This is a genomic window from Flavobacterium aestivum (assembly GCF_026870175.2).
Classification (GTDB): domain Bacteria; phylum Bacteroidota; class Bacteroidia; order Flavobacteriales; family Flavobacteriaceae; genus Flavobacterium; species Flavobacterium aestivum.
Genome location: NZ_CP113977.2, coordinates 1,008,107 through 1,032,989 on the forward strand (window position 1 = coordinate 1,008,107; position 24,883 = coordinate 1,032,989).

A 24,883-nucleotide genomic window follows, 5' to 3' on the forward strand; every position below is an offset into this window, starting at 1 on the left:
AAACGGGGCTTTTTTTAATTAATACAGAAAATTTTTATGAGAAAAGTACGAGCTTGTTTCGTATTTTAATGATAAAAATAAAAATGTTTACCTTTTAAATACCAAATTAACTACAAACAAAAACACAATGAGCGACGCTTTAAAACATGAATGTGGTATAGCTTTAGTTAGACTTCTTAAGCCTCTTGAATTCTATAAGGAAAAATACGGAACTGCTTTCTATGGCATACAAAAAATGTATTTGCTTATGGAAAAACAGCACAACCGTGGTCAAGATGGTGCTGGTTTTGCAAGTATTAAATTGGATGTCGAACCTGGGGAAAGATACATAAGTCGTGTACGTTCCAATCATGCTCAACCCATCCAAGATGTTTTTAAACAAATTAATGAAAGAATAAACGAAGAGATGGTGGCACATCCGGAATATGCGGATGATATGGCACAACTAAAATCAAATATTCCTTATGTAGGAGAATTGTTTTTAGGTCACGTTCGTTACGGAACTTTTGGTAAAAATAGTATTGAAAGTGTACACCCATTTTTACGTCAGAGTAACTGGATGCACCGTAACTTAATTTTGGCAGGTAATTTTAACATGACCAATGTAAAAGAGCTTTTTCAAAATTTAGTTGAATTAGGACAACATCCTAAAGAGATGGCAGATACGGTTACAGTAATGGAAAAAATTGGTCATTTTCTAGACAAAGAAGTGATGCAATTGTATCAAGATTGTAAAGCGGAAGGATTGTCTAAAAGAGAAGCTTCACCTGTAATTGCAGAACGATTAGATGTTGCTAAAATATTGGCGCGTTCTTCCAAAAATCTTGACGGAGGATATGCTATGGCCGGTCTTTTAGGTCATGGAGATGCTTTTGTTTTTAGAGATCCGGCAGGAATCCGCCCAGCTTATTTTTATCAAGATGATGAGATTGTGGTGGTGGCTTCAGAGCGACCAGTAATACAAACTGTTTTCAATGTTCCTTTTGATAAAGTGCAAGAGATTGATCCGGGAAGTGCCTTAATTATTAAGAAAAACGGAAAGGTTACCATGAATCAAATCTTGGAACCAACGGTTAAGAAAGCTTGTTCTTTTGAACGCATTTATTTTTCTAGAGGGAGTGATGCAGAAATCTATCAAGAAAGAAAAGACTTAGGGAAACTTATTTTGCCAGCAGTATTGGAGTCAATAGATAACGATACAGACAATACGGTTTTCTCTTATATTCCTAATACAGCCGAAACTTCTTTTTACGGATTGGTTGAGGCTGCACAAGATTTCTTGAATCAAAGAAAGAAAAATTTCATTCTTGAAAATAAAGATCTTTTGAGTGATGATACTTTAGAGAAATTACTTTCCGTAAAAATTAGAACCGAAAAAGTAGCTATAAAAGATGCTAAATTAAGAACCTTTATTACTGAAGATAGCAGTAGAGATGATTTAGTGGCTCACGTTTATGATGTTACATATGGTGTAATTAAACCAACAGATAATCTTGTTATTATAGATGATAGTATTGTAAGGGGAACAACTCTTAAAATGAGTATTATCAAAATGATGGATCGTTTGAATCCAAAGAGAATTGTAATTGTTTCTTCTGCGCCTCAAATTCGTTTTCCGGATTGCTATGGAATTGATATGGCAAAATTGGAAGGATTGGTTGCCTTTAGAGCTGCATTGGAATTATTGAAAGAAAGAAACTTATATCACATCGTTGATGAAGTGTATGCTAAATGTAAAGCACAAGAAAATTTTAAAGATAGCGAAGTTGTAAATTATGTGACTGCTATATATGCTCCTTTTACAGCTCAAGAAATATCAGATAAAATTGCTGAAATGTTAAGCTCTTCAGATATCAATGCCGAAGTAAAAATTATTTTTCAAACTGTTGAAGATTTACATATTGCATGTCCAAAGAATCTTGGAGATTGGTATTTTACAGGAGATTACCCAACACCAGGAGGTAATCGTGTAGTAAATCGAGCATTTATGAATTTCTACGAAGGTAAAGATGCTAGAGCATATTAATAGTAAAACTTCGATAAACGGTTTTTCTGGTACTTTATCGGATTTATTTTTATAGTCTTGAATGACAAAGTATATTTGACCACCATAATTTTAGTAGGTTAAGTTTATGGTAGATTTGGGGCAAAAAGGGTGGAAGTGAAATTCCACCTTTTTTATTGGGAAAAAGTTAAGTAATTTAATAAAGGATTTCTTTTCTTGTATAGGGAATTTATCTATATAATGCTGATAATTAAACGATTACCCATTAAACGAAATTATAGGACATTCATCGAGTATATTTTTAATAAATCTTTTATCGATGTACATTTGACTACCATGATTTTAGTAGGTTAAGTTTATGGTAGATTTGGGGCAAAAAGGGTGGAAGAAATTCCACCTTTTTTATTGGGCTTAAATCAAATAATTAGAGCAAGATTTTTATAAAATATTTTAGTTTTCTTGAATATTTTTTCAAAAAATGATATTGAAAATCAATATTATAGTAAATCAACGACTTTATAGGGCATTCGTCGAGTATATTTTAAAAATCTGCGCTATCGAAGTACATTTACATACCATAATTTTAGTAGGTTAAGTTTATGGTAGATTTGGGGCAAAAAGGGTGGAAGTAAATTCCACCTTTTTTATTGGAATAAAGTCTCAAAATGTGAGAATAGAAAATAAATTATAAAAAAAATAGACGAACCAACTTTTTAGTCAATTCGTCTATCATTTAAGAGTCTATTATTTTTCTATTTCTCTAAAGCAAAACGTCTAGCTACTTCAGTCCAGTTAATTACGTTGAAGAAAGCTTCAATATAATCTGGTCTTCTATTTTGATAATGCAAGTAGTAAGCATGCTCCCAAACATCCATTCCTAAAATTGGAGTTCCTCCACAACCTACTTCTGGCATCAATGGATTGTCTTGATTAGGAGTTCCGCAAACGTCAAGTTTACCGCCTTTTTGTACACATAACCAAGCCCATCCAGAACCAAATTGAGTAGCACCAGCTTTAGAAAATTTTGCCTTAAATTCGTCAAAAGAACCAAAGGAACTTTCAATAGCGGCTAGCAATTCACCAGTTGGTAATCCACCACCGTTTGGAGCCATAACAGTCCAAAATAAGTTGTGATTGTAAAAACCACCACCATTATTACGTACTGCAGCATTAGTTTTATCTAAATTGATTAAGATATTTTCAATTGTTTTCCCTTCCAAATCAGTTCCAGCAATAGCTGCATTCAAATTTGTTGTGTAAGCATTGTGGTGCTTTGAATGGTGAATTTCCATTGTACGTGCATCAATATGAGGTTCTAATGCGTCATACGCATAAGGTAATTGTGGTAATTCAAAAGCCATAATATAGTTGTTTAATGATTTATAAATATTTTAATCAAAATTAAACATTTAACTTTGGAATTGAAAATTCTATTTCGTTATAATTTCATCAAATAAAATGATAGTACAATTCTGATTATATTGATCAAAATAGTTAGGAGCCATTTCCCGCTATCTGCTATATCTTTATGTTTTTAAAGAAAAAACATAAAGGATGCCGCTTCTATCGGGGCTATGGCATTTGAGCTTTGAAGAAGTCTTAGTGTAAATCAGAAATCTAAAATCATAAATCAAAAATCTCGATGGAAAGACCTTCTTTTGCTATATATGATGCCTCTGCAGGATCCGGAAAAACATATGCTCTTGTAAAAGAATATCTTAGAATTATTCTCACGGCAAACAAGAATGATGCTTACCGAAATATTCTGGCCATAACGTTTACCAACAAGGCGGTGCACGAAATGAAAAGCAGAATCGTAGGAAGTCTGTCTGAATTTGCTAAAGACGAACCCAATTCTAAAGCATCGGATTTAATGCAGGATCTGTCTATAGATACGGGACTCTCTTTAATTGAGATTAAAACCAAATCGCAACAAATTATCAAGCATATTATTCATAATTATGCTGCTTTTGATATATCTACGATTGATAAATTTACTCATAAAGTGATTCGTGCTTTCGCGCATGATTTGGGATTGCCCATGACTTTCGAGGTAACTTTGGATACCGAAAATCTGCTGATAGAAGCGGTTGATGCCATTATTGCACAAGCAGGTGAAGATGAAACGTTGACGAAATTACTGATCGATTTCACGATGGAAAAAACCGATGATGATAAATCTTGGGACATTTCGCGGGAGATTTTAGAAACAGGAAAATTAGTGCTGAATGAAAATAATCGAAATGAAATTGTACATTTTCATGATAAATCAATACGTGATTTTATAGCGGTAAAAGAAAAATTAGTTCAACTCTGTAAGGATTTGGAAAATGAAAATGCTACTAGTGCTAGCGAATTATTATTGCTAATTGATAGAAACGGAATTGATTTGAAATCATTCTCCAGAGGAACTTTTCCTAATCATCTTCAAAGTATAGCGGATGGGAAATTTAATCCAAAAAACAAGATGTTTAGGGAGTTTGATGATATTGCAATCAATAAAACAGCAAAAGATCGAGCGTTAATAGAAAATATCATACCGGATTTATTGCAAAGTCTTGTAGAAATTTACAAGAATTTCGAAAAACGAAATTTCTATAAAGCCTTTTTGAAAAATATTACACCTCTTTCATTATTAAACACGGTTAGTAATGAATTGGAAAAAATTCAAAACGAACAAAACATACTTTCGATATCTGAGTTCAATGCCATAATTCACCGAGAAATCCAAAACCAGCCTGCTCCTTTTATATATGAACGGTTAGGAGAGCGTTATCGTCACTTTTTTATTGACGAATTTCAGGATACTTCCGAAATGCAATGGCAAAACTTGATTCCGCTTATTGATAATGCGCTTTCTGGTCAAGATGATTTTGGGCAAAAAGGAACCTTAATGATTGTGGGAGATCCCAAACAATCTATTTATCGTTGGCGTGGAGGAAAAGCTGAACAGTTTATAGAGTTGAGTAAAGATCAGAATCCTTTTAGTAATCCTGATAAAAAACTGGAACATTTAGATAAAAATTACAGAAGTTATTCTCAAGTGATTGAGTTTAATAATGATTTTTTTCAACTATTGTCCAATGAATTTAGCAATACAGATTATAAAGATTTATACGAAAATCATAGCTATCAGAAGATAAATAATAAGGTGGGTGGTTATGTGAATATTTCTTTTTTGCCAGAAATTGAATCTTCAGAAGAGGATGAAGATACATTAGATAAAACAGATTTGTATGTTTTGGCAACGCTAAATACTATTCAAAAAGTAATTAGCGAAGGATTTGAATATAAAGATATTGTAATTCTAACTAGAAAGCGAAGTCAAGGAATTGCGATTGCGAATTATTTAACAGAACAAGGCATCCCGCTTTTGTCTTCCGAAACATTGATGATTCAAAATGCAACCGAAGTTCAATTGATTATTCATACATTAAAATATTTGAAGAATAGTTCGGATTTGGAGTCAAAGGCTAACTTCTTGCAATATTTAGCTCAAAATAAACAAGATGAATTGCCTGTTCATGATTTTATAGCCAAAGGAATGGACATAAAAGAAGAAGCTGCTTTCGAAAAATGGCTCGAAAACTGCAGTATAGAACTTTCTTTTCAAAACATTAGAAAAAAATCATTGTATGAAGCAGTTGAGATTATTATTTCAAAGTTTTTAAAAACCAATGAGAATCTGGATACACTTCCTTCGGGAACAGCTTATGTACAATATTTTTTAGATATTGTTCTCGAACGAGATGTACGCAATCAAGCTGGAATTTCTGATTTTCTAAATTATTGGGATAAAAACTCAGAGAAGTTTAGCATTCCTTCTCCCGAAGGGACGAATGCGGTTCGAATAATGACTATTCATAAATCAAAAGGATTGGAATTTCCAGTTGTAATAATGCCTTTTGCCGAAGAAGATTATAATAGAAAACCGAAAGATAAGTTATGGCTGAATTCAGAAGAACAAGATTTTGATATGCCAAAAGTGTTAGTAGACAATAGCAGTGCTATAGAAGAATTTGGAGAAGAAGCTTCGGTTGTTTATAATTTAAAAAAGCAAGAAGAATTATTAGATAATATTAATGTGTTGTATGTGGCTTTAACTAGAGCTGAAGAACAATTGTATGTTATTTCTCAAAATGTAAAACCCAGAAAAGATGGAGAGTATCCAAACAATATGGCTTCATTTTTTATAAAATTTTTGATACAAAAAGGTTTTTATGATGAAAATCAATTAGAATATAAATTTGGGAAATCTGTAAAGTTGTCTGTAAAAGAGAAGCATATTGATACTACCAAAAGTATTCCAGTAGTTTCTGAGGTACTGAATCCAAGAAATATAAAAATAGCCCAAAGAGAGGCATTAATGTGGGGAACACACCAGCTCGAAGCCATAGAATTTGGGAATGTAGTGCATGAAATACTTTCTTTTATAGAAACAAAGAGTGATATAGAATTGGCTATTGCTAAAGCAATTGAAAATGGACTAATTACGACTCTGCAAAAAGAAGTTGTTTATAGTACTATTATTGAAATTCTGAATCATCAGGAATTGACGGAACATTTTGCTGAAGGGAACGAAGTTTTAAATGAGAAAACCATCATTCAAAAAGAGGGAGGTGTGATTAAGCCAGATCGAATGGTGATTAATAAAGCAAAAGAAGTTTTTTTATTAGACTATAAAACGGGGCTTCCAAATGCAAAATATCATCGACAATTGGAAAATTATCAAAATGCAATTGAAAAAATGGGCTATAAAGTTGTAAAAAAAGCACTTGTATATATAGGAGTCAATATTGATGTAGTACATTTGTGAGCAATTAATAAAATATAATAGTAAAAGGTTTTTAAATCCATAAGTCTTAATTTTAATTAAATAAAAATGTACGGAAAAATACAACAACACCTTCAGTCAGAGCTTCAAGCTATTGAAGAAAACGGAATTTTCAAAAAAGAAAGAATTATTACTTCTCCACAAGGGGCTGAAATTACCATTTCAACAGGAGAAACAGTTTTAAATTTTTGTGCCAATAATTATTTAGGGCTGTCTTCACATCTAGAAGTGGTGCAAGCAGCTAAAGATGCTTTGGATACTCATGGTTTTGGAATGTCATCAGTTCGTTTTATTTGTGGGACACAAGATATTCATAAAACATTAGAAAAAAAGATAGCCGATTTTTATGGAACTGAAGATACTATATTATATGCAGCGGCTTTTGATGCAAACGGAGGGGTGTTTGAGCCGTTGTTTGGAGAAAACGATGCTATTATCTCAGATAGTTTGAATCATGCGTCTATAATAGACGGGGTGCGTTTGTGTAAATCGGCCAGATACCGCTATGAAAATAGTAATATGGAAGATCTAGAGCAGCAATTGATAAAAGCTAATGCTGCTGGAGCTCGCTTTAAAATAATAGTTACTGATGGTGTCTTCTCTATGGATGGAGTTGTGGCGCCATTAGATAAAATATGTGACCTAGCGGATAAGTATGATGCCTTGGTTATGGTTGATGAATGTCATGCAGCAGGATTTATAGGAGCAACAGGAAAAGGAACCCTTGAAGCTAAAGGTGTAATGGGACGTGTAGATATTATTACAGGAACTTTAGGGAAAGCATTGGGAGGAGCCATGGGCGGATATACAACCGCTAAGAAGGAAATAATAGAATTGTTGCGTCAACGTTCAAGACCATATTTATTTTCAAATTCATTAGCTCCTGCTATTGTTGGTGCATCTATTAAGGTGTTTGAATTGTTAGAAAAAGATACTACACTTAGAGATAAGTTAGAATGGAATACTAATTATTTCAAAGCAGGAATGAAAAAAGCAGGTTTTGATATAATAGATGGAGATTCTGCTATTGTGCCAGTAATGCTTTATGATGCTAAATTAGCACAGTCTATGGCAAATGAACTTCTAAAGGAAGGAATTTATGTAATTGGCTTCTTTTTTCCAGTGGTACCTAAAGACAAAGCTAGGATAAGAGTGCAATTATCTGCGGCACATTCTAAGGAACATTTGGATAAAGCCATTCAGGCATTTATAACTGTAGGACAGACTTTTAATGTAATATAAGTGTTAATTTTTGCCTTGTTTGAATGTTTTATTTAACATTTTATTTTGATGTTAAATAAAATCGTACTATTTTTGTTCCTAAATTAACTAAATTGTAATTAAAAAAACAAAGTATGAAACATCTTAACAAACTTTTAGTTGCTGTAACTATGGCAGTGGGATTAAGTTCTCAAGCGCAAGACAGGGACAATAAATGGGCTATCGGTTTTGGAGTTAACGCGATTGACTACAGATCTAGTGCTGGTGATGACTTTATGAGTCATTTTGATCAACCTTTTATGGTAAGTGATAACTGGAACATTCTTCCTTCAGTTTCTTATATTAACGCTTCTAGATACGTAGGAAGTGGATTTATCGTTGGACTTACAGGGTCTATCAACCAAATTGATAGATTTGTAGTGCCAGTTGCAGGAAAAACTCTTAATGGACCTAATGATTATGCAGTTGTAAATCCTGGAGATTTAATGTATTATGGTATTGATGCTACAGTTACTTATAGCTTCATGGAATTAATCAAGTCTAAAGTAATTGAGCCAACTTTAAGCGTTGGTGGTGGTTATACTTTCTTAGGAGATGAGAGCTACGGAACTGTAAATCCTGGAATAGGATTAAACCTTTGGTTTACTGAAAACGTTGGTCTTTCTTTATTGGGAACTTACAAAAAATCTTTCGGAGACAGACAATATGCTGGAACTAATACTCCAGATGCTCCTTCTTACACTCAATATTCTGCAGGTATTACTTTCAAGTTTGGTGCTAAAGATACTGATGGAGATGGAATCTATGATAAAGATGATGCTTGTCCAGACGTTGCAGGTTTAAAACAATTCAATGGTTGTCCTGATACAGACGGTGATGGTATTACTGATGCTTCAGACAAATGTCCTACGATTGCTGGTCCAGCTGAATTCCAAGGATGTCCTGATACAGACGGAGACGGTATAGCTGATCCAGATGATGCTTGTCCAGAAGTTGCAGGTTTAAAACAACTTAAAGGATGTCCTGATACAGACGGTGACGGTGTTACTGATGCTTCAGACAAATGTCCTACAGTTGCTGGTCCAGCTAGCAATGGTGGTTGTCCTGAATTAGATTCTGACAAAGATGGTGTTATCGACAAAGAAGATGCTTGTCCTACAGTAGCTGGTCCTGCTAGCAACAAAGGATGTCCAGAAGTAACTGAGCAAGTATTACAAGAACTTAAAGTACAAGCTAGAGCGGTATACTTCGTAACTGGTAAAGCTGTATTGGCAACTGCTGATAAAGGAGCTACAGATGGTAGATTAGAAGCGATTAAAGAAATCCTTAAAAACTACCCTAATGCTAAATTTGCTATCGAAGGTCACACAGATAACACTGGTAGCGCTAAAGTAAACCAAAAACTTTCTGAAGATAGAGCTAAAGTTGTTATGGATAAGTTAATTGAAAAAGGTGTTAACCCTGCTAACTTAACTTCAGCTGGTTTTGGTTCAACTAAACCAGTAGCTACTAACAAAACTAAAGAAGGTAGAGCACTTAACAGAAGAACAGAAATTAGACACATAGGTTCAGTTTACGAAGGTAAATTGTAATCAATACTCTAAATAATTTTAAAAAGCCATTCTTAATTGAATGGCTTTTTTTATATTTATAAAATGACAAATACCTCTTTTCTAGATAAAATTGCAACAGTAATAATAACAGAATACAATGATTTATTAGCTGATACAATTATAGTATTGCCTAATAAAAGGGCTAAAATATTTCTTATTGAAGCATTAAAGAAACAAACTGAAGGGAATATATTTTCTCCAGAAATTATTAGTATTGAAGATTTTGTTCAAAGTATTGCAGGGATAAGAGCTGTCGACCCAATTGAATTGCTTTTTGAGTTTTATGAAGTCTATTTGTCAATTACAGAAAAAAAGAATCAACAGTCTTTTGAAATTTTTGCCAATTGGGCAAAAACTTTATTGCAAGATTTTAATGAAATAGATAGATATCTATTAGACTCCAATCATGTTTTATCGTATTTAAAAGATATAGAAGATATCAAAAAATGGGGAATTGAGGTTGAAAGTAAAACTCAGTTGCTCGAAAATTATATTGATTTTTGGAAATTACTTCCAAAATATTATCAATCTCTATATGAACATTTGCTTAAAAATGGAATAGGTTATCAAGGTTTGATTTATCGGGAAGCGGTGAAAAATATTGGTAGTTTTTCAAAATCAATATTAGGGAAGCAATTTATTTTTGCAGGTTTTAATGCTTTGAATGCTTCAGAGGAAAAAATAATTCAACATCTTATTGCTTCAGATCAGGCAAAAATATATTGGGATGCCGATCAAACATTTCTAAATGATCCTTATCATGATGCCGGTTTATTTGTACGCCGTTTTAAAGAAAGTTGGAAACACTATAAATCACATCCTTTTGAATGGATTGTAGATGATTTTTCGAATACAAAAAACATTCAAATTATTGGTACTCCAAAGACGATTGGTCAAGCTAAGATTGCGGGAAGTATTATAGAAAAAATCAATATTGAAAATCCAAGTGCTACATTAGATAAGGTGGCTATTGTTTTAGGTGAAGAGAATTTGTTGATTCCATTGTTGTATTCTCTGCCCAATACTGTAGGAGCTTTGAATATTACCATGGGATATTCGAGTAAAAATAATCCAGCTCAAATTCTGATTGCTAAATTATTTAAGATGCACACTAATGCATTATCTAGAAGCAATAGCAGCTATGTTTTTTATTATAAAGATGTATTGGATATATTAACTCACCCATTAATTGAACCTTATGCGAACACTAGCGCTTTAGTTGGAATTATCAATAAAAATAATTACACATTTATCAGTCATCATAAGTTATTGGAGTTAAGTGATAACTCTAGCGATTTATTCTTACTTGTATTTCAAAAATGGGAGAAAGGTTCTATTGCAGTTTTAGAAACTATCTCTAGTTTGTTGTTGAAAGTGAAGAATAATTTGAATAATGAAAATGAAGAAGAAAAAATAGCCAAAACTTTTGTTTATGCCATTTTTAAAGTGATTAACAAACTAATTAATTACTATTCTAAACATAAAGAAATTGACACGATTGATACATTATATGCAATTTACAAGCAAGTAATTGATTTAGCGGAAGTTTCTTTTGAAGGGGAACCTTTGAATGGTTTGCAAATTATGGGGGTTCTTGAAAGTAGGGTTTTGGATTTTGAAACCGTAATTATTACTTCTATGAATGAAGGTAAATTTCCAGCTGGTAAATCACAAAACTCTTTCATTCCATATGATGTGAAGCGTGAATTGGGATTGCCTACTTTCAAAGAGAAAGATGCTATTTATACTTATCATTTTTATCATTTATTACAACGTGCTAAAAATATTTATTTACTGTATAATACCGAAAGTGAGGGACTGGATGCTGGAGAAAAAAGTCGCTTCATTACCCAATTGGAGGTAGAGAAAAAAAGTAAGCACATTTTATCCCATGAAATTTATAATGCGGTTTTGCCTGAAACTGCTTATTTGCCAATGAAAATCCCAAAATCGGAGAAGGTGATGACGCGTTTGAAGGAAATAGCTGAAAAAGGCTTTTCACCTTCGGCACTGACGAGTTATATGCGAAATCCGATTGAGTTTTATTTTCAGAAGGTTTTGAGAATAAGTGAAGTCGAAGAGGTTGAGGAAAACATTGCCTTGAATACTTTGGGGACAATTATACATGAGACTTTGCGGGTTTTATTTGAGCCTTTGGTTGGTAAGTTTATTTCAGAAACTGATATTCAAAATTGTATCAAACGAATTGACTCTGAAGTTTTGACTCAATTTAAATTGGTTTATAAAGAAGGAGAAATAAAGAAAGGAAGGAATTTATTGGCTTTTGAAGTAGCAAAGCGTAATGTTTTTAACTTCTTGAAAGTAGAGCTCGAAAGTATCAAAAATGGGGATGTTATAAAGATTCTGGAACTTGAAAAAACTTTCGAAAGAATGCTGCAACACCCAGGTTTGCCTTTTCCTGTTTTGATTAGAGGAAATGTAGATAGGATTGAAGAACGCAACGGAATAATCAGAATTATTGATTACAAAACGGGTAAAGTAGAGAAATCTAGTGTCATGCTTAAGTCGTGGAAAGGTTTGACGGAAGATATAAAAAATGATAAAATAATTCAGGTTCTTGCATATGCCTATATGTATGAGGAAAACGCAAATGGGAAACCCATAGAAGCGGGAATTATTTCTTTTAAAAATTTAAAAGCAGGTTTTTTGCCCTTTAATTTTAAAGAAGAAAAAGAGAGTATTGCTATTATAAATGATGAAATACAATCTAATTATTTGGAACAAATTATTTTGTTATTAACTGAAATATTGGATGTAACAATTCCTTTTGAAGAAAAAATTATATAACTGAATGAGTAAAAAATGGAGTAATTTATTTGAGTTTTTTAAAAGTACTCTTGCGATTAATTTAGCTGCTAGCTTTTTAGTTTTTCTTTTAGGAGGATTAATGGCTTTTAATTATTCTGTTCTCAGTTTTGGTTTTGGTTTAAGTTTTCTTTTCAAAGAAGTTAATGCTAAAAATGAGTATGTGTTTTATTTCAATAATAAAATTTCCAAAATGCAGCTTTGGGTATATTCATGGTGCTTTACTTTTGTTTTTTTAGTGATTTGTGTTTTTGTTTTTAATTTGATAAGGAAGTTATTTTGAAAAATCATTTATTGGAGATTGATAGCATTCAAAAAACTTTTGACAACAAAAACATATTGTCCGATGTTTATTTAAAATGTGAAACTAGCGATATTATTGGACTTCTTGGTAGAAATGGTTCGGGAAAATCAACTTTGTTAAAGATTATTTTTGGGATAACCCGTGCCGATTTTAAGTTCATTAGAATTGACGGTTGTGTGAAAGCCAAAACCAAAGATTTATTTGCAGAAATTAGCTATTTGCCACAAGATAATTGTATTCCTAAGGTATTCTCAATTAAAAAAGCGATACAACTTTCAGTCTCAGAAGAGAAGATTCTAGAGTTTTGTGGAGATGAAATGATTAGGACAATGTTAGATAAGAAAGTTTCTAATTTGTCTGGAGGAGAATTACGTTATTTAGAAATTAAAATTGTTCTCAATAATTCTTCTAAATTTGTTTTGCTAGATGAGCCTTATAATGGCTTGTCTCCTTTGATGGTTGAGAAGGTAAATGAATTAATTGTTGAGAATTCAAAAACTAAGGGAATTATTATTTCTGATCATAATTATGAAAATGTAATTAAAGTGTCAAACAAATTGGTTTTACTCAAAGAAGGTAAGGCGCATCATTTGCTTTGCAAAGAAGAGCTAATAGAGAAAGGATATTTGATAGAGGGGAAGTTAGCTAATTTTGATAAAAGAAGTTAAAACATCAAGCAATTCAGTTTGGTTTTCAATAGAACTCACATGTCCATCTGGAAAAGTAACTAATTCAACAGCTGTATCTTCTATTTGTTTTTTATTTTCTTCGTAATTCAGAACTGGGTCTTTTTCTCCCAGAATTAATAATTTTGGGTAGTTAGTCGTATGTAATAGGACTTCTCGATCTTTTCTTATTTTCATGCCTTCAAGGGAGGCAATAATACTTTGTAAAGGTGTTTTTAGGGCTTGTGTTTTTACTTCTTCTATTTCGACAATATGTTTTTCTCTGCTTTCTTCACTAAACAAATTGGCAATAGAAAGTCTAATGAAGGTTTCATAATCTTTTTTAACGGCTTTGATGGCTCGGTCTCTGTTTTTCTTCCTTTCGGGGCTGTCTTCTTTGGAGGTAGAGTTGAGTAATACCAGTCCTTTCATTTTTTCTGGATACAATTCGGCGAAAGCCAGAGCAACATATCCTCCCATAGAATGTCCTACTAGAATGGCTTTCCTAATTCGTAATTTGGATAAAACTTCGTGAACCACATCGGCATTTTCTTCCATGGTTTGAATATAACCCAAACTTTCGGTTTCTCCGTGTCCTAATAAATCGATGGTTATGATTCTATTTTTTCTACTTAATTCAGAAACATAAACATCCCACATGGTTTTGTTTTCTAGAAAACCGTGTAGCAATACTACAGCAGTTCCTTTTCCAGTATCTGAGTATGAAATTTGTGTGTTTTTGTAGAGAAGTGTTTCCAAAGGGGCAGAGATTATATTGATAGTTTAAAAATGCAAAAATAATTTTTTATAATCCAAAATGCTATACTTGGGAAAAGCATTTTTGTAAAAATAAAAAACGGCTCTCATTTCTGAAAGCCGTTTGTAATTGTAGTTTATAAAAGATTAAAAACGATTATCACCATCCAAAAGATTTCCTAGTCCGCCAAGTAAACTTCCTTCTTCACGGCTATTACCACCTGATCTTGGTGCCGATGCGATGATTCTATCCGCTAATCTGCTGAAAGGTAATGATTGTATGTAAACAGTTCCTGGACCACGAAGGGTTGCGTAAAATAAACCTTCTCCTCCAAAAAGAGAGTTCTTGATACCGCCTATAAATTCGATGTCATAATCTACGTCTTTTGTAAAACCAATAATACAACCCGTATCTACTTTTAGGACTTCGCCAGGAGCTAATTCTTTTTTTGCCATTGTTCCTCCAGAATGTACAAATGCCATTCCGTCTCCTTCTATTTTTTGCATGATGAAACCTTCACCTCCAAATAGACCGCGACCTAGTTTTTGGGAGAATTCTATTCCAACCGAAACGCCTTTGGCCGCACATAAGAATGAACTTTTTTGGCAGATAAATTTACCTTGAAATTGTGTTAAATCAATCGGAAGAATTTTTCCAGGATATGGTGAGGCAAAAGAAACTTTGCTTTTGCTATTTCCTTGGTTTAAAAATGCTGTCATGAACAAGCTTTCGCCTGTTAAAACTCTTTTCCCAGCATTCAGAAGTTTACCAAACAAGCCTGAACCTGATTGTTGCGCGGAACCATCTCCAAATATCGTTTCCATCTGGATATTGTTTTCCATCATCATAAAACTGCCTGCTTCGGCAATTACTATTTCTTGTGGATCAAGCTCTATTTCTACATATTGCATTTCTTCTCCAAAAATCTGATAATCTATTTCGTGTGCTTGCATGATTGATATGATTTTGTTTTACCGAATAAGTCGAATGTGGATTTAGAATGTTACAAAGCAAGCGAGAATTTTTTGCCAACAAAAAACGGCTCCCATTGCTGAAAACCGTTTCTGTAATTTATAAAATCAATTATTTTAACTCTTTAAAAAAGATTCAATTGTATTGAAATACTTTTCTTTTGCATCAAGCCAACCGTAATGTTTGCAATTTTCAAGCAGAATCATTTTTGAATTTGGGAATGCTTTTAAACTAATTTCTCCAATTGCCGGACTAATGATGTCTTCTTCGCCTTGAATGATTAAAACAGGATTTTTGAAATTTGAAACCTTGTTTTTACAGTCAAAATTTGTTTTTTGCATGTCACCCCATAATAACGAGTTTATGGTTGAATTGCCTTGTGTTAATCTTTGAGCAATGATTGGGATAAATTTTTTATCGAAAACATAAGCGGGTGCCATGGCTCTTCCTCTGCCAATTCTTGCAGTATAAGTCGTGTCACCTTTTTCGATTTTATCGTTCCAATAGTTCAAAGAATCTTTCTCCGTTTTGCTTAGACCAGCTTCGATAAGGTTTTCTCCTTTTAATAGGCTTAAATCTACTCCGCCAGAAGATGACAAAATTAATTTGTCAATGTGTTTGGGTAAATTGTGGCATAGTAAGAAGCTAACATTCCACCAAAAGAATGACCAAGTATTGTCCACTTTTTGATTTTCAAATGTTTTCTTAATGACTCGATATCATCGGCCATTAATTTCATAGAAATTGTTTTGTCGTTTAACTCTTTTAAGGTTGATTTCCCTGTTCCTCTTTGGTCATAGATAATGGTTTGATGTTTCTCAGCCAAAATTTTTGCCATAGGTTCAAATCCATTACTATTCATTCCAGGACCTCCATTTATTATTAAAATTGGTGTACCCTTGCCAAAGATTTTATAATAGGTTTGACTTGAATCTTCGTTTTTGGAATAACCATCTTTTTGGGCAAATGAATGCCCAAAAAGAGATAGAAAGACAAATAAGAATATTTTTTTTATCATCTTATATTAAGAGTTCATCAAACTTTCGATTTCTTCCACTTCAATCGGGATGTTTTTCATTAAGTTGATAGGTTCTCCTTTTTCTTGTATTACTATATTATCTTCTAAACGAATTCCGAAACCTTCGGCAGGGATGTAAATTCCTGGCTCAACGGTGAAAACCATGTTGGCTTTCATTGGCTCGTGTAATAATCCATAGTCATGTGTGTTTAATCCCAAGTGGTGTGATGTTCCGTGCATGAAATATTTTTTGTATGCTGGCCATTCTGGGTTTTCATTCTGTACATCGGCTTTATCAATTAATCCTAAGCCAAGTAATTCAGAAGTCATAATTTTACCAACTTCTACATGATATTGTTTCCAAAGAGTTCCTGGAGTAAGCATTTTGGTAGCTTCGTTCTTAACGCGTAAAACAGCATTGTAAACGTCTTTTTGTCTGTCAGTGAATCTTCCTGAAGCTGGGATCACACGAGTCATATCACTAGAATAGTTGGCATATTCTGCAGCAACGTCCAGTAATACTAAATCACCTGCTTTACATTGTTGATTGTTTTCAATATAATGTAAAACATTGGCATTATTTCCAGAAGCAATAATTGGTGTGTAAGCAAAACCTTTTGAGCGATTACGTATAAATTCATGAATCAATTCGGCTTCGATTTCGTATTCTGCTACATTTGGTTTTACAAATGACAGTAATCTTCTGAAACCTTTTTCGGTTATATTACAAGCATTTTGGATTAAATCTATTTCTTCGGTTTCTTTAACAGAACGAATGCGTTGTAATATCGGATTACTTTTGGCAACTTGATGTGCAGGATATTTGGCTTTCCACCATTTTATAAAACGAGCTTCACGTGTTTCGGTTTCTATTGTTGCACGATAATGTTCGTTGGTATTGATGTACATGATGTCTGAGTAAGTCATCATTTCATTTAAAACCTTTTCGAAATCTTGTAACCAATACACGGTTTTAATTCCAGAAACTTCAAAAGCACGTTCTTTGGTTAGTTTTTCGCCTTCCCAAATGGCAATAAGTTCACTAGTTTCTTTTAGGAATAACATTTCTCTTTGATTCTCGTAAGGGGCATCTGGAAAAAGTAATAAGATACTTTCTTCTTGATCTACTCCCGATAAATAAAAGATATCGCGATGTTGTTCAAATGGCAATGTACTATCTGCAGAAATAGGATAAATATCATTTGAATTAAAAACTGCTACACTGTTTGGCTTCATTTGAGCCATGAATTTTGCTCGATTTTTTATAAAAAGAGCACGGTCTATTTGATGATATTTCATTTTAGAATGATTTTAGATGTTGAATCATCAAAAATACTAAGTTTAAAAATGAAATTAGTGTTTATGTTGTTTTTTTTGAGTTTTTAATGAGGGGTTTAAACTAATGATAATTTTTTGTGCTAAAGTCCTTGTTTTGGCCGTGTGAGGGATAGGAATTAGCTACCGAACTAGTGTGGATAGCTCGACCGCATGCTAAAAAGGGGCGACTAAGCGGTATGTAAAGTAAGCCCCTTTTTTAGTATGGGGACACACCCAAATTTTTTGATTTAATCGATAAAAAAAGCATGAAGAAATGAGGGTTTCTCCATGCTTTTAGAAAGGTATTTGAAATTAAAACTGTGCTACTTCGGTAGAATCTTTCATGGCTGTTGTTGAAGTTTTTCCTGTTGTAACGGTATTTTGTACAGCATCAAAATAAGATGTTCCAACAAAACCTTGATGTTTTACGGCTTTGAAACCATGCTGCTGTAATGCGAATTCTCTTTCCTGTAATTCAGAATAACCTGCCATTCCTCTTTCTTTGTAGGCTTTTGATAATTCAAACATACTAGTGTTCAAGGCATGGAATCCAGCCAAAGTGATGAATTGGAATTTGTACCCCATTGCTGCTAAGTCTTCTCTGAAGGTTTCCATTTCGGCAACAGATAATTTGGCAGCCCAGTTGAATGAAGGTGAGCAATTGTAAGCTAACATTTTTCCAGGAAACTGTTTGTGAATAGCTTCGGCAAATTGTTTGGCATAAGCTAAATCAGGATTGCTGGTTTCCATCCAAATCAAATCGGCATAAGGTGCATAGCTCAATCCACGATCAATTCCTTGTTCGATGCCGCAGTTTACATAGAAGAAACCTTCGGATGTTTTTTCTCCAGTAATGAATTTAGCATCTCTTGGATCGATATCACTAGTTAATAAATTAGCGGCATCGGCATCAGTTCTTGCCACGATAAGTGTTGGCGTTCCCATTACATCAGTAGCTAATCTTGCGGCAATTAGTTTGTTGATTGCTTCTTGTGTTGGTACTAAAACTTTTCCTCCAAGATGTCCACATTTTTTGGCAGAGCTCAATTGGTCTTCAAAGTGAACTCCTGATGCTCCTGATTCAATCATTGATTTCATTAATTCGAATGCATTCAGATTGCCTCCAAAGCCAGCTTCTGCATCGGCAACTATTGGAACCAAATAGTCTTTTTTGTCGATCGTTCCGTTTACTACTTGAATTTGATCGGCTCTCAAAAGTGCGTTGTTGATTCTTTTTACTACCAAAGGAACGCTGTTGGCAGGGTACAAAGATTGATCAGGATACATTTCGCCTGCTACATTGGCATCTGCTGCTACTTGCCAGCCGCTTAGGTAGATGGCTTCAAGTCCAGCTTCTACTTCTTGAATGGCTTGGTTCCCAGTAAGTGCGCCCAATCCTGCAACGAAATCTTGAGAATTGAGTTTGCTCCATAATTTGGTTGCTCCCATTTTTGCAATACTATGCTCGATTTGGTAAGATCCTTGAAGTTTTACCACTTCTTCGGCAGTATAAGGGCGTTCTATTCCTTTCCATCTTGGGTTTGTAATCCAGTCGGTAACTAATTCTTGAATTCTTGTTTCGGTTGTTTTCATGGTCTTTGTTTAATACGATTGTTGGTTATTTATTTTGGTTGGTTTTATTTCTTGATTGATACTGTTATAGATATTTGTATCCGACTAGGGTTAGAAATTCTATAAAATTGTTATTTACAACTAGCTTGTCTAATAGTTCTTCGGCCAAATGATAATTTTGTTCCTCGTGGTTTTCATCACCAACTAGTTTTTTAATTTTTTCAAATTCTTCCATGGCCAAACGATGATAATAATCTTCGGTTAGTGTTTTATTATTATCCAAAACCACTTCGTTTTGTAGCCATTGCCATAATTGGGATCTTGAGATTTCTGCAGTAGCAGCGTCTTCCATTAGGTGATGTAAAGCTGCTGCACCTTGACCATTAAGCCATGAAGCGATATAGAGAACAGAAATACTGATGTTTTTACGAACTCCTTCTTCAGTAATAGTGCCTTCTGGAACGGCTAATAAGTCTTTTTCGGTTACGTTTACATCTTCTCTTTTTACATGAATCTGATTTAGAGTTGGCATGTATCTATCAAAAACAGATTGAGCTAAGGGAACTAAATCGGGATGAGCTACCCATGTACCATCATGTCCGTTTTGTACTTCTCTTTGTTTATCGGTTGTTACTTTGTTAAAAGCGATAGTGTTTGCTTCTTCATTATTCTTGATTGGAATCTGAGCTGCCATTCCGCCAATTGCGTGTATGTTTCGCTTGTGACATCTCTGAATAACCAATTGTGAATAAGCACTCATAAAAGGCGAAGTCATAGTAACCTGATCACGGTTTGGAACAATGAAAGTTTTGTTTTTTCTTAATTTTTTGATGTATGAAAAGATATAATCCCATCGGCCACAATTCAATCCTACAATATGGTCTCTTAATTCGAAGATGATTTCGTCCAGTTGAAAACTTGCAGTAATCGTTTCTATCAATACAGTAGCTTTGAAAGTTCCGTTTTGTTCCCCTAGATATTCTTGTGCAAATTCAAAAACTTCATTCCACCATCTTGCTTCTAGGTAATGTTCCAGCTTAGGTAAATAGAAATAAGGAGCAGTTCCATTTTTGGATAATTGTTCGTGATTGTGAAAAGCATATAGTCCAAAATCAACTAATGAACCCGAAGTTTCTTGTCCATCGATAAGAATGTTTTTTTCATTCAAATGCAATCCGCGAGGTCTTACAATTAAAACGGCTGTTTTTTCTTTTAGAGCGTATTTTTTATTTTTTATAGGATCTTCAAGAGTTATGGTTTTGTTTACGGCATCTATTAGGTTTTGTTGTCCTTCCATTAGATTGCTCCAAGTTGGAGACGTGCTATCTTCAAAATCGGCCATGAATGTTTTGGCTCCAGAATTAAGAGCATTGATGACCATTTTTCGATCTACCGGACCAGTGATTTCTACTCTTCGATCTAATAAATCTCTTGGGGTAGTTGCAGCTCTCCAATTACTTTCTCTAATCATTCTTGTTTCGGGCGGAAAACAAGGTAATGCTCCGGCATCAAATAAGACTTGTTGTTTTTTGCGGTCTTCTAATAGTGAAAGTCTTCTGTTGTTAAATTTTTGATGGAGTTCAGTTAGGAATTCTATTGCTTCCTCTGTTAGTATTTTAGGGTACTGCTGGTTTATTCCATTGGTTATTTGGAATTTTTTTTCGGTGGTTTCGGTTTGGTTTATCATGGTTAGTTCTTTTTTTCTTTTACAATAGTACAAAAAGTTTTTTACAAAACAAGCGAACGTACGCTAAAAATGAAAATAATATTTTTTGTGGTTTTTGTTTTTTTAGTTTATCTTTGATTTTATGAACATGGAAAAGGAATATATCAAGTTAATTTTTGGGCTTAAACTCAAGCAGGCTCGTACTAATAAGGATTTGTCATTATTTGGTTTGGCCAAAATAACGGAGCTGTCTAAATCGTATTTAAACGAAATAGAAAAAGGAAAAAAATATCCCAAAACGGATAAAATCATTCTTTTGGCAGAGAAATTAGATGTTTCCTATGACCATATGGTGTCTTTGAAGCTCGATAATAATCTCGCGCCAATTGGTGAGATTTTAAAATCAGGAGTTTTGAAGGAGATTCCGTTGGATCTCTTTGGAATTCAAGAAGCTGATTTAATTGATATTATCGCTAATGCTCCAGCCAAAGTGAATGCCTTTATCAGTACCATTATTGAAATTGCACAGCATTATAACCTGACAAGGGAAAGTTTTTTCTTGGCGGCATTACGCTCTTATCAAGAAGCACATAATAATTACTTTGAAGATCTTGAGGAAAAAGTGTTATTGTTTTGCAAAGCATTTCATATTGATGAAGAAGCTACTATTTCTATAGATGAATTGTCTGCAATATTGATTGAGGAATATGGTTATAGTATAAAAGAAATAGCTTTTTCTGAACAAGAAGAATTAGGTGATTTGAGGTCTATTTTTGTGCCAAAAAGTAAAACATTATTGCTTTCGGTTGGGATAGATGATTCTCAAAAAGCATTTATTCTGGCTAAAGAAATTGCGTATAATTTTCTTGAAATCAAAGAAAGGTTGTTTACGTTTAGTTGGATTAAGTTTGATAATTTTGATCAGGTTCTTAATAATTTTTATGCTTCTTATTTTGCAGGAGCATTGCTTATCCCAAGAGGACGATTGATAAATGAATTGAATTTATTTTTGTCAAATGAAGATCCAAAACCACAAGAGATGATTCAGCTGATGAATAAATTTACGGTTTCTCCAGAATCATTTTATCAACGATTGACTAATATTTTGCCGAAAGATTTTCAGATAAAGAACCTCTTTTTTCTTCGTTTGTCTCATGAAATCGGTACGGACACTTATCAAATAAAAAAAGAATTACACATTACGAATCAGCAAGAACCTCATGCGAACGAAATGAATGAGCATTACTGCAGAAGATGGGTTTCGATAAAAACAATAGTGGAGTCTTTGAAACAAAAGAAAGAGCATTTTTTTGATGCACAGATTTCGCGTTATGAAAACAGTAATAATGAATATCTCGTTTTTTCATCGGCCACACCTGATCCTTTTAAGAAAAATTGTTTGAGAAGTATATCGGTTGGAATTTTGATTACGCCTACCATTAAGAAAAAGTTTAAGTTTATTGAAGGAGGCTCGGTAAAAAAACAACTAGTTGGAGTTACTTGTGAGACTTGCTCAGTACAGAATTGTTTGGAGAGAGCATCGCCTCCTATTCATTTAGAGCAAAAACTTAGAAATGAAAAGACTGATGCGACTGTTCAAGAATATATAGCTAAATTTAGCTAAAGCAAAAGAGCCACAAATGAATTTATATCTTTCGTGGCTCTTTTTTTGTTTGTTATCTATGATAATTAATCAACCCATTTGTAGTAACGAGCTCCAATTAAGTTTGGGATTTCTGTTTCAATTCTATCTAAAATCCATTCGCTTTTAGGTTTTTGTATGTTTTGTTTTTGTTCTTTTTTGTGTAATTTTTCATAAGTTTCAAAATCAATTTCAAAACTTTTCTCTAGCGTTTCAAAAAGCACAACACTGGCTATGGCTGATTTCCATTCGGGCTGAATGGTTCCTTCAAAAACTTTAGATTTAGATCCGCTTCCGTAGGCTAGAAAACCAAATTTCTCAGATGTAATTTCCTTTTTAGTGTCGTAAAAATGAGCTAGAGTAGAAAGTAATCCCATGAAAATGGAGCCAGTATATAAGTTTCCGATTAAAGAAGAAGCTAATTCTGCAGGCTGTAATTTTTCGGAAACAAATGTTTTATAATCATCAGATTTGCTGATTTCTTTTAGTTTGTTTTGATATTCTGAAGTGTTTTCTTCATCTGAAATAATTGGAGTTTTAGAATCTAAAGCATAAATCTCAGGTAGCATTCTACGTCCTTGGAAAGCATAAGGCAAATGCATTACAATGCTTTTCCAGGAATGATAAACAGTGTCTTGTGTGTTTTTTAATTTCTTGAATGAAAAATATGCTACTTTAGTTCTATCCATATAACATTGGTTCGAATATTGTCCGTCAAAAACAGGTTGGTCTTTGTGGATTTCAATTTCGCTTTCCAGATTATCAAACCAAGATTCGTTGTTTGTGTTTCCTGTAATTTCTTGTTTTGAAATCGTTCTGTAAGGCTTGAAGAAATCAAAAACCCCTTTTGTGTTTACGCCCCAATGGTTCTCAAAAGAAATTATTTTAGGATTTGCGGTAATCAACATTGCCACGGCACCGGCTCCTTGAGTGTATTCTCCAGTCGAATTTAAGTCATATTTGGCAAAATCAGTTGTAACAACAATTGCTTTTTTGGTCGGATTGAGTTGGACAAAGTCTAGGCAGTTTTGTAAAGCATCAACGCCACCAATACAGGCAAAAGTAAAATCTACAACGTCGCATTCTGATAAAGTATTTTCTCCAAATTTTTGTTCCATTAAGGAAATCAAGAAAGAGCTTATGGGTTTTGCGCTATCAATTGCACTTTCGGTTCCAACATATATTCGGGCAATTTCGTCTAACTTGATATTGTTGTCCAGTATTAATTTTGTTAAGGCGTTGGCTCCAAATACCACCGTATCTTGGTGGATATCGGGTAAAGTCATTTTTATTAAGCCTAATCCTTTTTCTAGTTTTTCGGGTTCAATATTTCTGGCTAAAGCCAATGTTTTTATGGGTAAATGTATTTTGGCAACATCAAAAGTTATAGCGTCAATTCCGATTTTCATTTTCAATTTTTTAATTGGTAAAATTAAAACTACAAGATTGAATGACAATTTTTTTAGGGATACAAAATTCTTGTTTTTTGTGTTTTTACTTATTTGTAAAATAATTATTTATAAAATTGAATAATGAATAATTATTTCCTCTTTTATTTTGATATTTCTATAAGATTCATAAAATGCTTTTTTGGGTTTATTTGAATTTTATTGATTCAACTGTATGGTTATTAGTGCAATAGTGATTTGTTTTTAAATATTTGTTGGTTTCTCATATAAACACTTTAAAATGATTATAAATAGCGCGGTAAAAATGAGTAAATGGTTGTAATTCTTTCCTAATTAACCTAATTTTGTTCGACTTTTTAAAAAAAACAAAACATTTATACTATTATGGCAAAATCTGCAATATTGAAGTCGTCTATAGCTAAAAAAGTAGCTATGGCGCTTTCAGGACTTTTTTTGATTATGTTTCTATCGCTGCATTTCTTTATTAATTTTGTTTCGGTTTTCAGTGCCGATTCATTCAATGCGATGTCACATTTTATGGGTTATAATCCGTTAATCCAGTTTGTAATGCAACCAGTCTTGGTTGTGGGTGTTGTTTTTCACTTCGTTATGGGATTTGTATTGGAGTTGAAAAATAGAAACGCTAGACCTGTTGCTTATGTAAAGTACGATGGTGCGGCAAATGCATCATGGGCATCTAGAAATATGATTATTTCTGGGTTAGTAGTATTGGCGTTTTTAGGCTTGCATTTTTATGATTTCTGGGTTCACGAAATGGTTTACAAATATGTAGATGTTAATGCAATTGATGAAACAAGATATTATCATGAATTGGTTGCTAAATTTGAAAGTCCAGTTCGTACAGGATTGTACAGTGTTGCTTTTATATTATTAGCGTTACACCTTTGGCATGGTTTTACTTCTTCTTTGCAATCTATAGGATTTGATAGCAAAATAGGAAAGTCATTGCATAAAATATGTTATGCATTTGCAATTATAGTTCCTTTTGGATTTATTTTCATTGCATTATTTCATCATTTTAATAATTAATATCAGTCTATG

The 24,883-nt window shown here is 33.3% G+C and carries 17 protein-coding genes; 8 read left to right on the plus strand and 9 right to left on the minus strand.

Going from position 1 to position 24,883, the window contains the following annotated elements; translation table 11 throughout:
- The first annotated feature begins 127 nt into the window (after window positions 1-127).
- On the plus strand, window positions 128-2,026 hold the full coding sequence (locus OZP08_RS04385; protein WP_281323103.1) for an amidophosphoribosyltransferase: 1,899 nt from the start codon (window positions 128-130) through the stop codon (window positions 2,024-2,026).
- Between the two features lie 731 nt (window positions 2,027-2,757).
- Here the strand turns inward: OZP08_RS04385 and OZP08_RS04390 are convergent.
- Window positions 2,758-3,366: a superoxide dismutase gene (locus OZP08_RS04390; protein ID WP_268848514.1), complete on the minus strand. Its 609-nt coding sequence runs from the start codon at window positions 3,364-3,366 to the stop codon at window positions 2,758-2,760.
- Between the two features lie 281 nt (window positions 3,367-3,647).
- Here OZP08_RS04390 and OZP08_RS04395 point away from each other — a divergent pair, with 281 nt between their 5' ends.
- The 5 genes from OZP08_RS04395 to OZP08_RS04415 all read left to right on the plus strand — a co-directional run bounded on the left by OZP08_RS04395 (window position 3,648) and on the right by OZP08_RS04415 (window position 13,471).
- The gene (locus OZP08_RS04395; protein ID WP_281323104.1) at window positions 3,648-6,821 is read left to right on the plus strand and encodes a UvrD-helicase domain-containing protein; all 3,174 of its coding nucleotides are present in this window, start codon (window positions 3,648-3,650) and stop codon (window positions 6,819-6,821) included.
- A gap of 66 nt (window positions 6,822-6,887) precedes the next feature.
- Window positions 6,888-8,081, plus strand: a complete 1,194-nt coding sequence (kbl, locus tag OZP08_RS04400) for a glycine C-acetyltransferase (protein WP_268848515.1) — start codon at window positions 6,888-6,890, stop codon at window positions 8,079-8,081.
- Window positions 8,082-8,194: 113 nt separating this feature from the next.
- Window positions 8,195-9,652, plus strand: a complete 1,458-nt coding sequence (locus tag OZP08_RS04405) for a thrombospondin type 3 repeat-containing protein (RefSeq protein ID WP_268848516.1) — start codon at window positions 8,195-8,197, stop codon at window positions 9,650-9,652.
- Between the two features lie 63 nt (window positions 9,653-9,715).
- On the plus strand, window positions 9,716-12,481 hold the full coding sequence (locus OZP08_RS04410) for a PD-(D/E)XK nuclease family protein (RefSeq protein ID WP_281323105.1): 2,766 nt from the start codon (window positions 9,716-9,718) through the stop codon (window positions 12,479-12,481).
- A gap of 297 nt (window positions 12,482-12,778) precedes the next feature.
- A complete protein-coding gene (locus OZP08_RS04415; RefSeq protein WP_268848518.1) occupies window positions 12,779-13,471 on the plus strand; it encodes an ATP-binding cassette domain-containing protein in 693 nt (230 codons plus the stop codon).
- Here OZP08_RS04415 and OZP08_RS04420 read toward each other — a convergent pair.
- The 7 genes from OZP08_RS04420 to aceB all read right to left on the minus strand — a co-directional run bounded on the left by OZP08_RS04420 (window position 13,445) and on the right by aceB (window position 20,791).
- A complete protein-coding gene (locus tag OZP08_RS04420; RefSeq protein WP_268848519.1) occupies window positions 13,445-14,227 on the minus strand; it encodes an alpha/beta fold hydrolase in 783 nt (260 codons plus the stop codon). The genes OZP08_RS04415 and OZP08_RS04420 overlap by 27 nt on opposite strands.
- A 144-nt stretch (window positions 14,228-14,371) precedes the next feature.
- Window positions 14,372-15,178 carry a TIGR00266 family protein gene (locus OZP08_RS04425; protein WP_281323106.1) on the minus strand — a complete coding sequence of 269 codons (807 nt, stop codon included), beginning with the start codon at window positions 15,176-15,178 and terminating at the stop codon, window positions 14,372-14,374.
- A gap of 135 nt (window positions 15,179-15,313) precedes the next feature.
- Window positions 15,314-15,796 (minus strand): alpha/beta fold hydrolase, encoded by a 483-nt coding sequence (locus OZP08_RS04430; RefSeq protein WP_268848520.1) that lies wholly within the window; start codon window positions 15,794-15,796, stop codon window positions 15,314-15,316.
- A gap of 2 nt (window positions 15,797-15,798) precedes the next feature.
- A complete protein-coding gene (locus tag OZP08_RS04435) occupies window positions 15,799-16,215 on the minus strand; it encodes an alpha/beta fold hydrolase (RefSeq protein ID WP_281323107.1) in 417 nt (138 codons plus the stop codon).
- Between the two features lie 6 nt (window positions 16,216-16,221).
- Window positions 16,222-17,514, minus strand: a complete 1,293-nt coding sequence (locus OZP08_RS04440; protein WP_268848522.1) for an aminopeptidase P family protein — start codon at window positions 17,512-17,514, stop codon at window positions 16,222-16,224.
- 330 nt (window positions 17,515-17,844) lie between these two features.
- Window positions 17,845-19,125 carry an isocitrate lyase gene (gene aceA / locus OZP08_RS04445; RefSeq protein ID WP_281323108.1) on the minus strand — a complete coding sequence of 427 codons (1,281 nt, stop codon included), beginning with the start codon at window positions 19,123-19,125 and terminating at the stop codon, window positions 17,845-17,847.
- Between the two features lie 64 nt (window positions 19,126-19,189).
- Window positions 19,190-20,791: a malate synthase A gene (gene aceB / locus OZP08_RS04450; protein WP_268848523.1), complete on the minus strand. Its 1,602-nt coding sequence runs from the start codon at window positions 20,789-20,791 to the stop codon at window positions 19,190-19,192.
- 121 nt (window positions 20,792-20,912) lie between these two features.
- Here aceB and OZP08_RS04455 point away from each other — a divergent pair, with 121 nt between their 5' ends.
- Complete coding sequence (locus OZP08_RS04455; protein WP_281323109.1) at window positions 20,913-22,394, plus strand: helix-turn-helix domain-containing protein; 1,482 nt, start codon at window positions 20,913-20,915, stop codon at window positions 22,392-22,394.
- A gap of 65 nt (window positions 22,395-22,459) precedes the next feature.
- Here OZP08_RS04455 and OZP08_RS04460 read toward each other — a convergent pair whose 3' ends face one another.
- Window positions 22,460-23,821, minus strand: coding sequence for a hydroxymethylglutaryl-CoA synthase family protein (locus OZP08_RS04460; RefSeq protein ID WP_268848524.1), 1,362 nt, complete (start codon window positions 23,819-23,821; stop codon window positions 22,460-22,462).
- A gap of 384 nt (window positions 23,822-24,205) precedes the next feature.
- On the opposite strand from OZP08_RS04460, the gene OZP08_RS04465 reads away from it, so the two are divergent.
- The gene (locus tag OZP08_RS04465; RefSeq protein WP_268848525.1) at window positions 24,206-24,871 is read left to right on the plus strand and encodes a succinate dehydrogenase cytochrome b subunit; all 666 of its coding nucleotides are present in this window, start codon (window positions 24,206-24,208) and stop codon (window positions 24,869-24,871) included.
- Window positions 24,872-24,883 lie beyond the last annotated feature (12 nt).

Coding starts and splice junctions, on each gene's coding strand:
- OZP08_RS04465 (WP_268848525.1), top strand. CDS start 24,206: ATGGCAAAATCTGCAATATTGAAGTCGTCTATAGCTAAAAAAGTAGCT.
- OZP08_RS04455 (WP_281323109.1), top strand. CDS start 20,913: ATGAACATGGAAAAGGAATATATCAAGTTAATTTTTGGGCTTAAACTC.
- OZP08_RS04440 (WP_268848522.1), bottom strand. CDS start 17,514: ATGAAATATCATCAAATAGACCGTGCTCTTTTTATAAAAAATCGAGCA.
- aceA (WP_281323108.1), bottom strand. CDS start 19,125: ATGAAAACAACCGAAACAAGAATTCAAGAATTAGTTACCGACTGGATT.
- OZP08_RS04425 (WP_281323106.1), bottom strand. CDS start 15,178: ATGCAAGCACACGAAATAGATTATCAGATTTTTGGAGAAGAAATGCAA.
- OZP08_RS04405 (WP_268848516.1), top strand. CDS start 8,195: ATGAAACATCTTAACAAACTTTTAGTTGCTGTAACTATGGCAGTGGGA.
- OZP08_RS04385 (WP_281323103.1), top strand. CDS start 128: ATGAGCGACGCTTTAAAACATGAATGTGGTATAGCTTTAGTTAGACTT.
- OZP08_RS04390 (WP_268848514.1), bottom strand. CDS start 3,366: ATGGCTTTTGAATTACCACAATTACCTTATGCGTATGACGCATTAGAA.
- OZP08_RS04395 (WP_281323104.1), top strand. CDS start 3,648: ATGGAAAGACCTTCTTTTGCTATATATGATGCCTCTGCAGGATCCGGA.
- OZP08_RS04460 (WP_268848524.1), bottom strand. CDS start 23,821: ATGAAAATCGGAATTGACGCTATAACTTTTGATGTTGCCAAAATACAT.
- aceB (WP_268848523.1), bottom strand. CDS start 20,791: ATGATAAACCAAACCGAAACCACCGAAAAAAAATTCCAAATAACCAAT.
- OZP08_RS04410 (WP_281323105.1), top strand. CDS start 9,716: ATGACAAATACCTCTTTTCTAGATAAAATTGCAACAGTAATAATAACA.
- OZP08_RS04435 (WP_281323107.1), bottom strand. CDS start 16,215: ATGATAAAAAAAATATTCTTATTTGTCTTTCTATCTCTTTTTGGGCAT.
- kbl (WP_268848515.1), top strand. CDS start 6,888: ATGTACGGAAAAATACAACAACACCTTCAGTCAGAGCTTCAAGCTATT.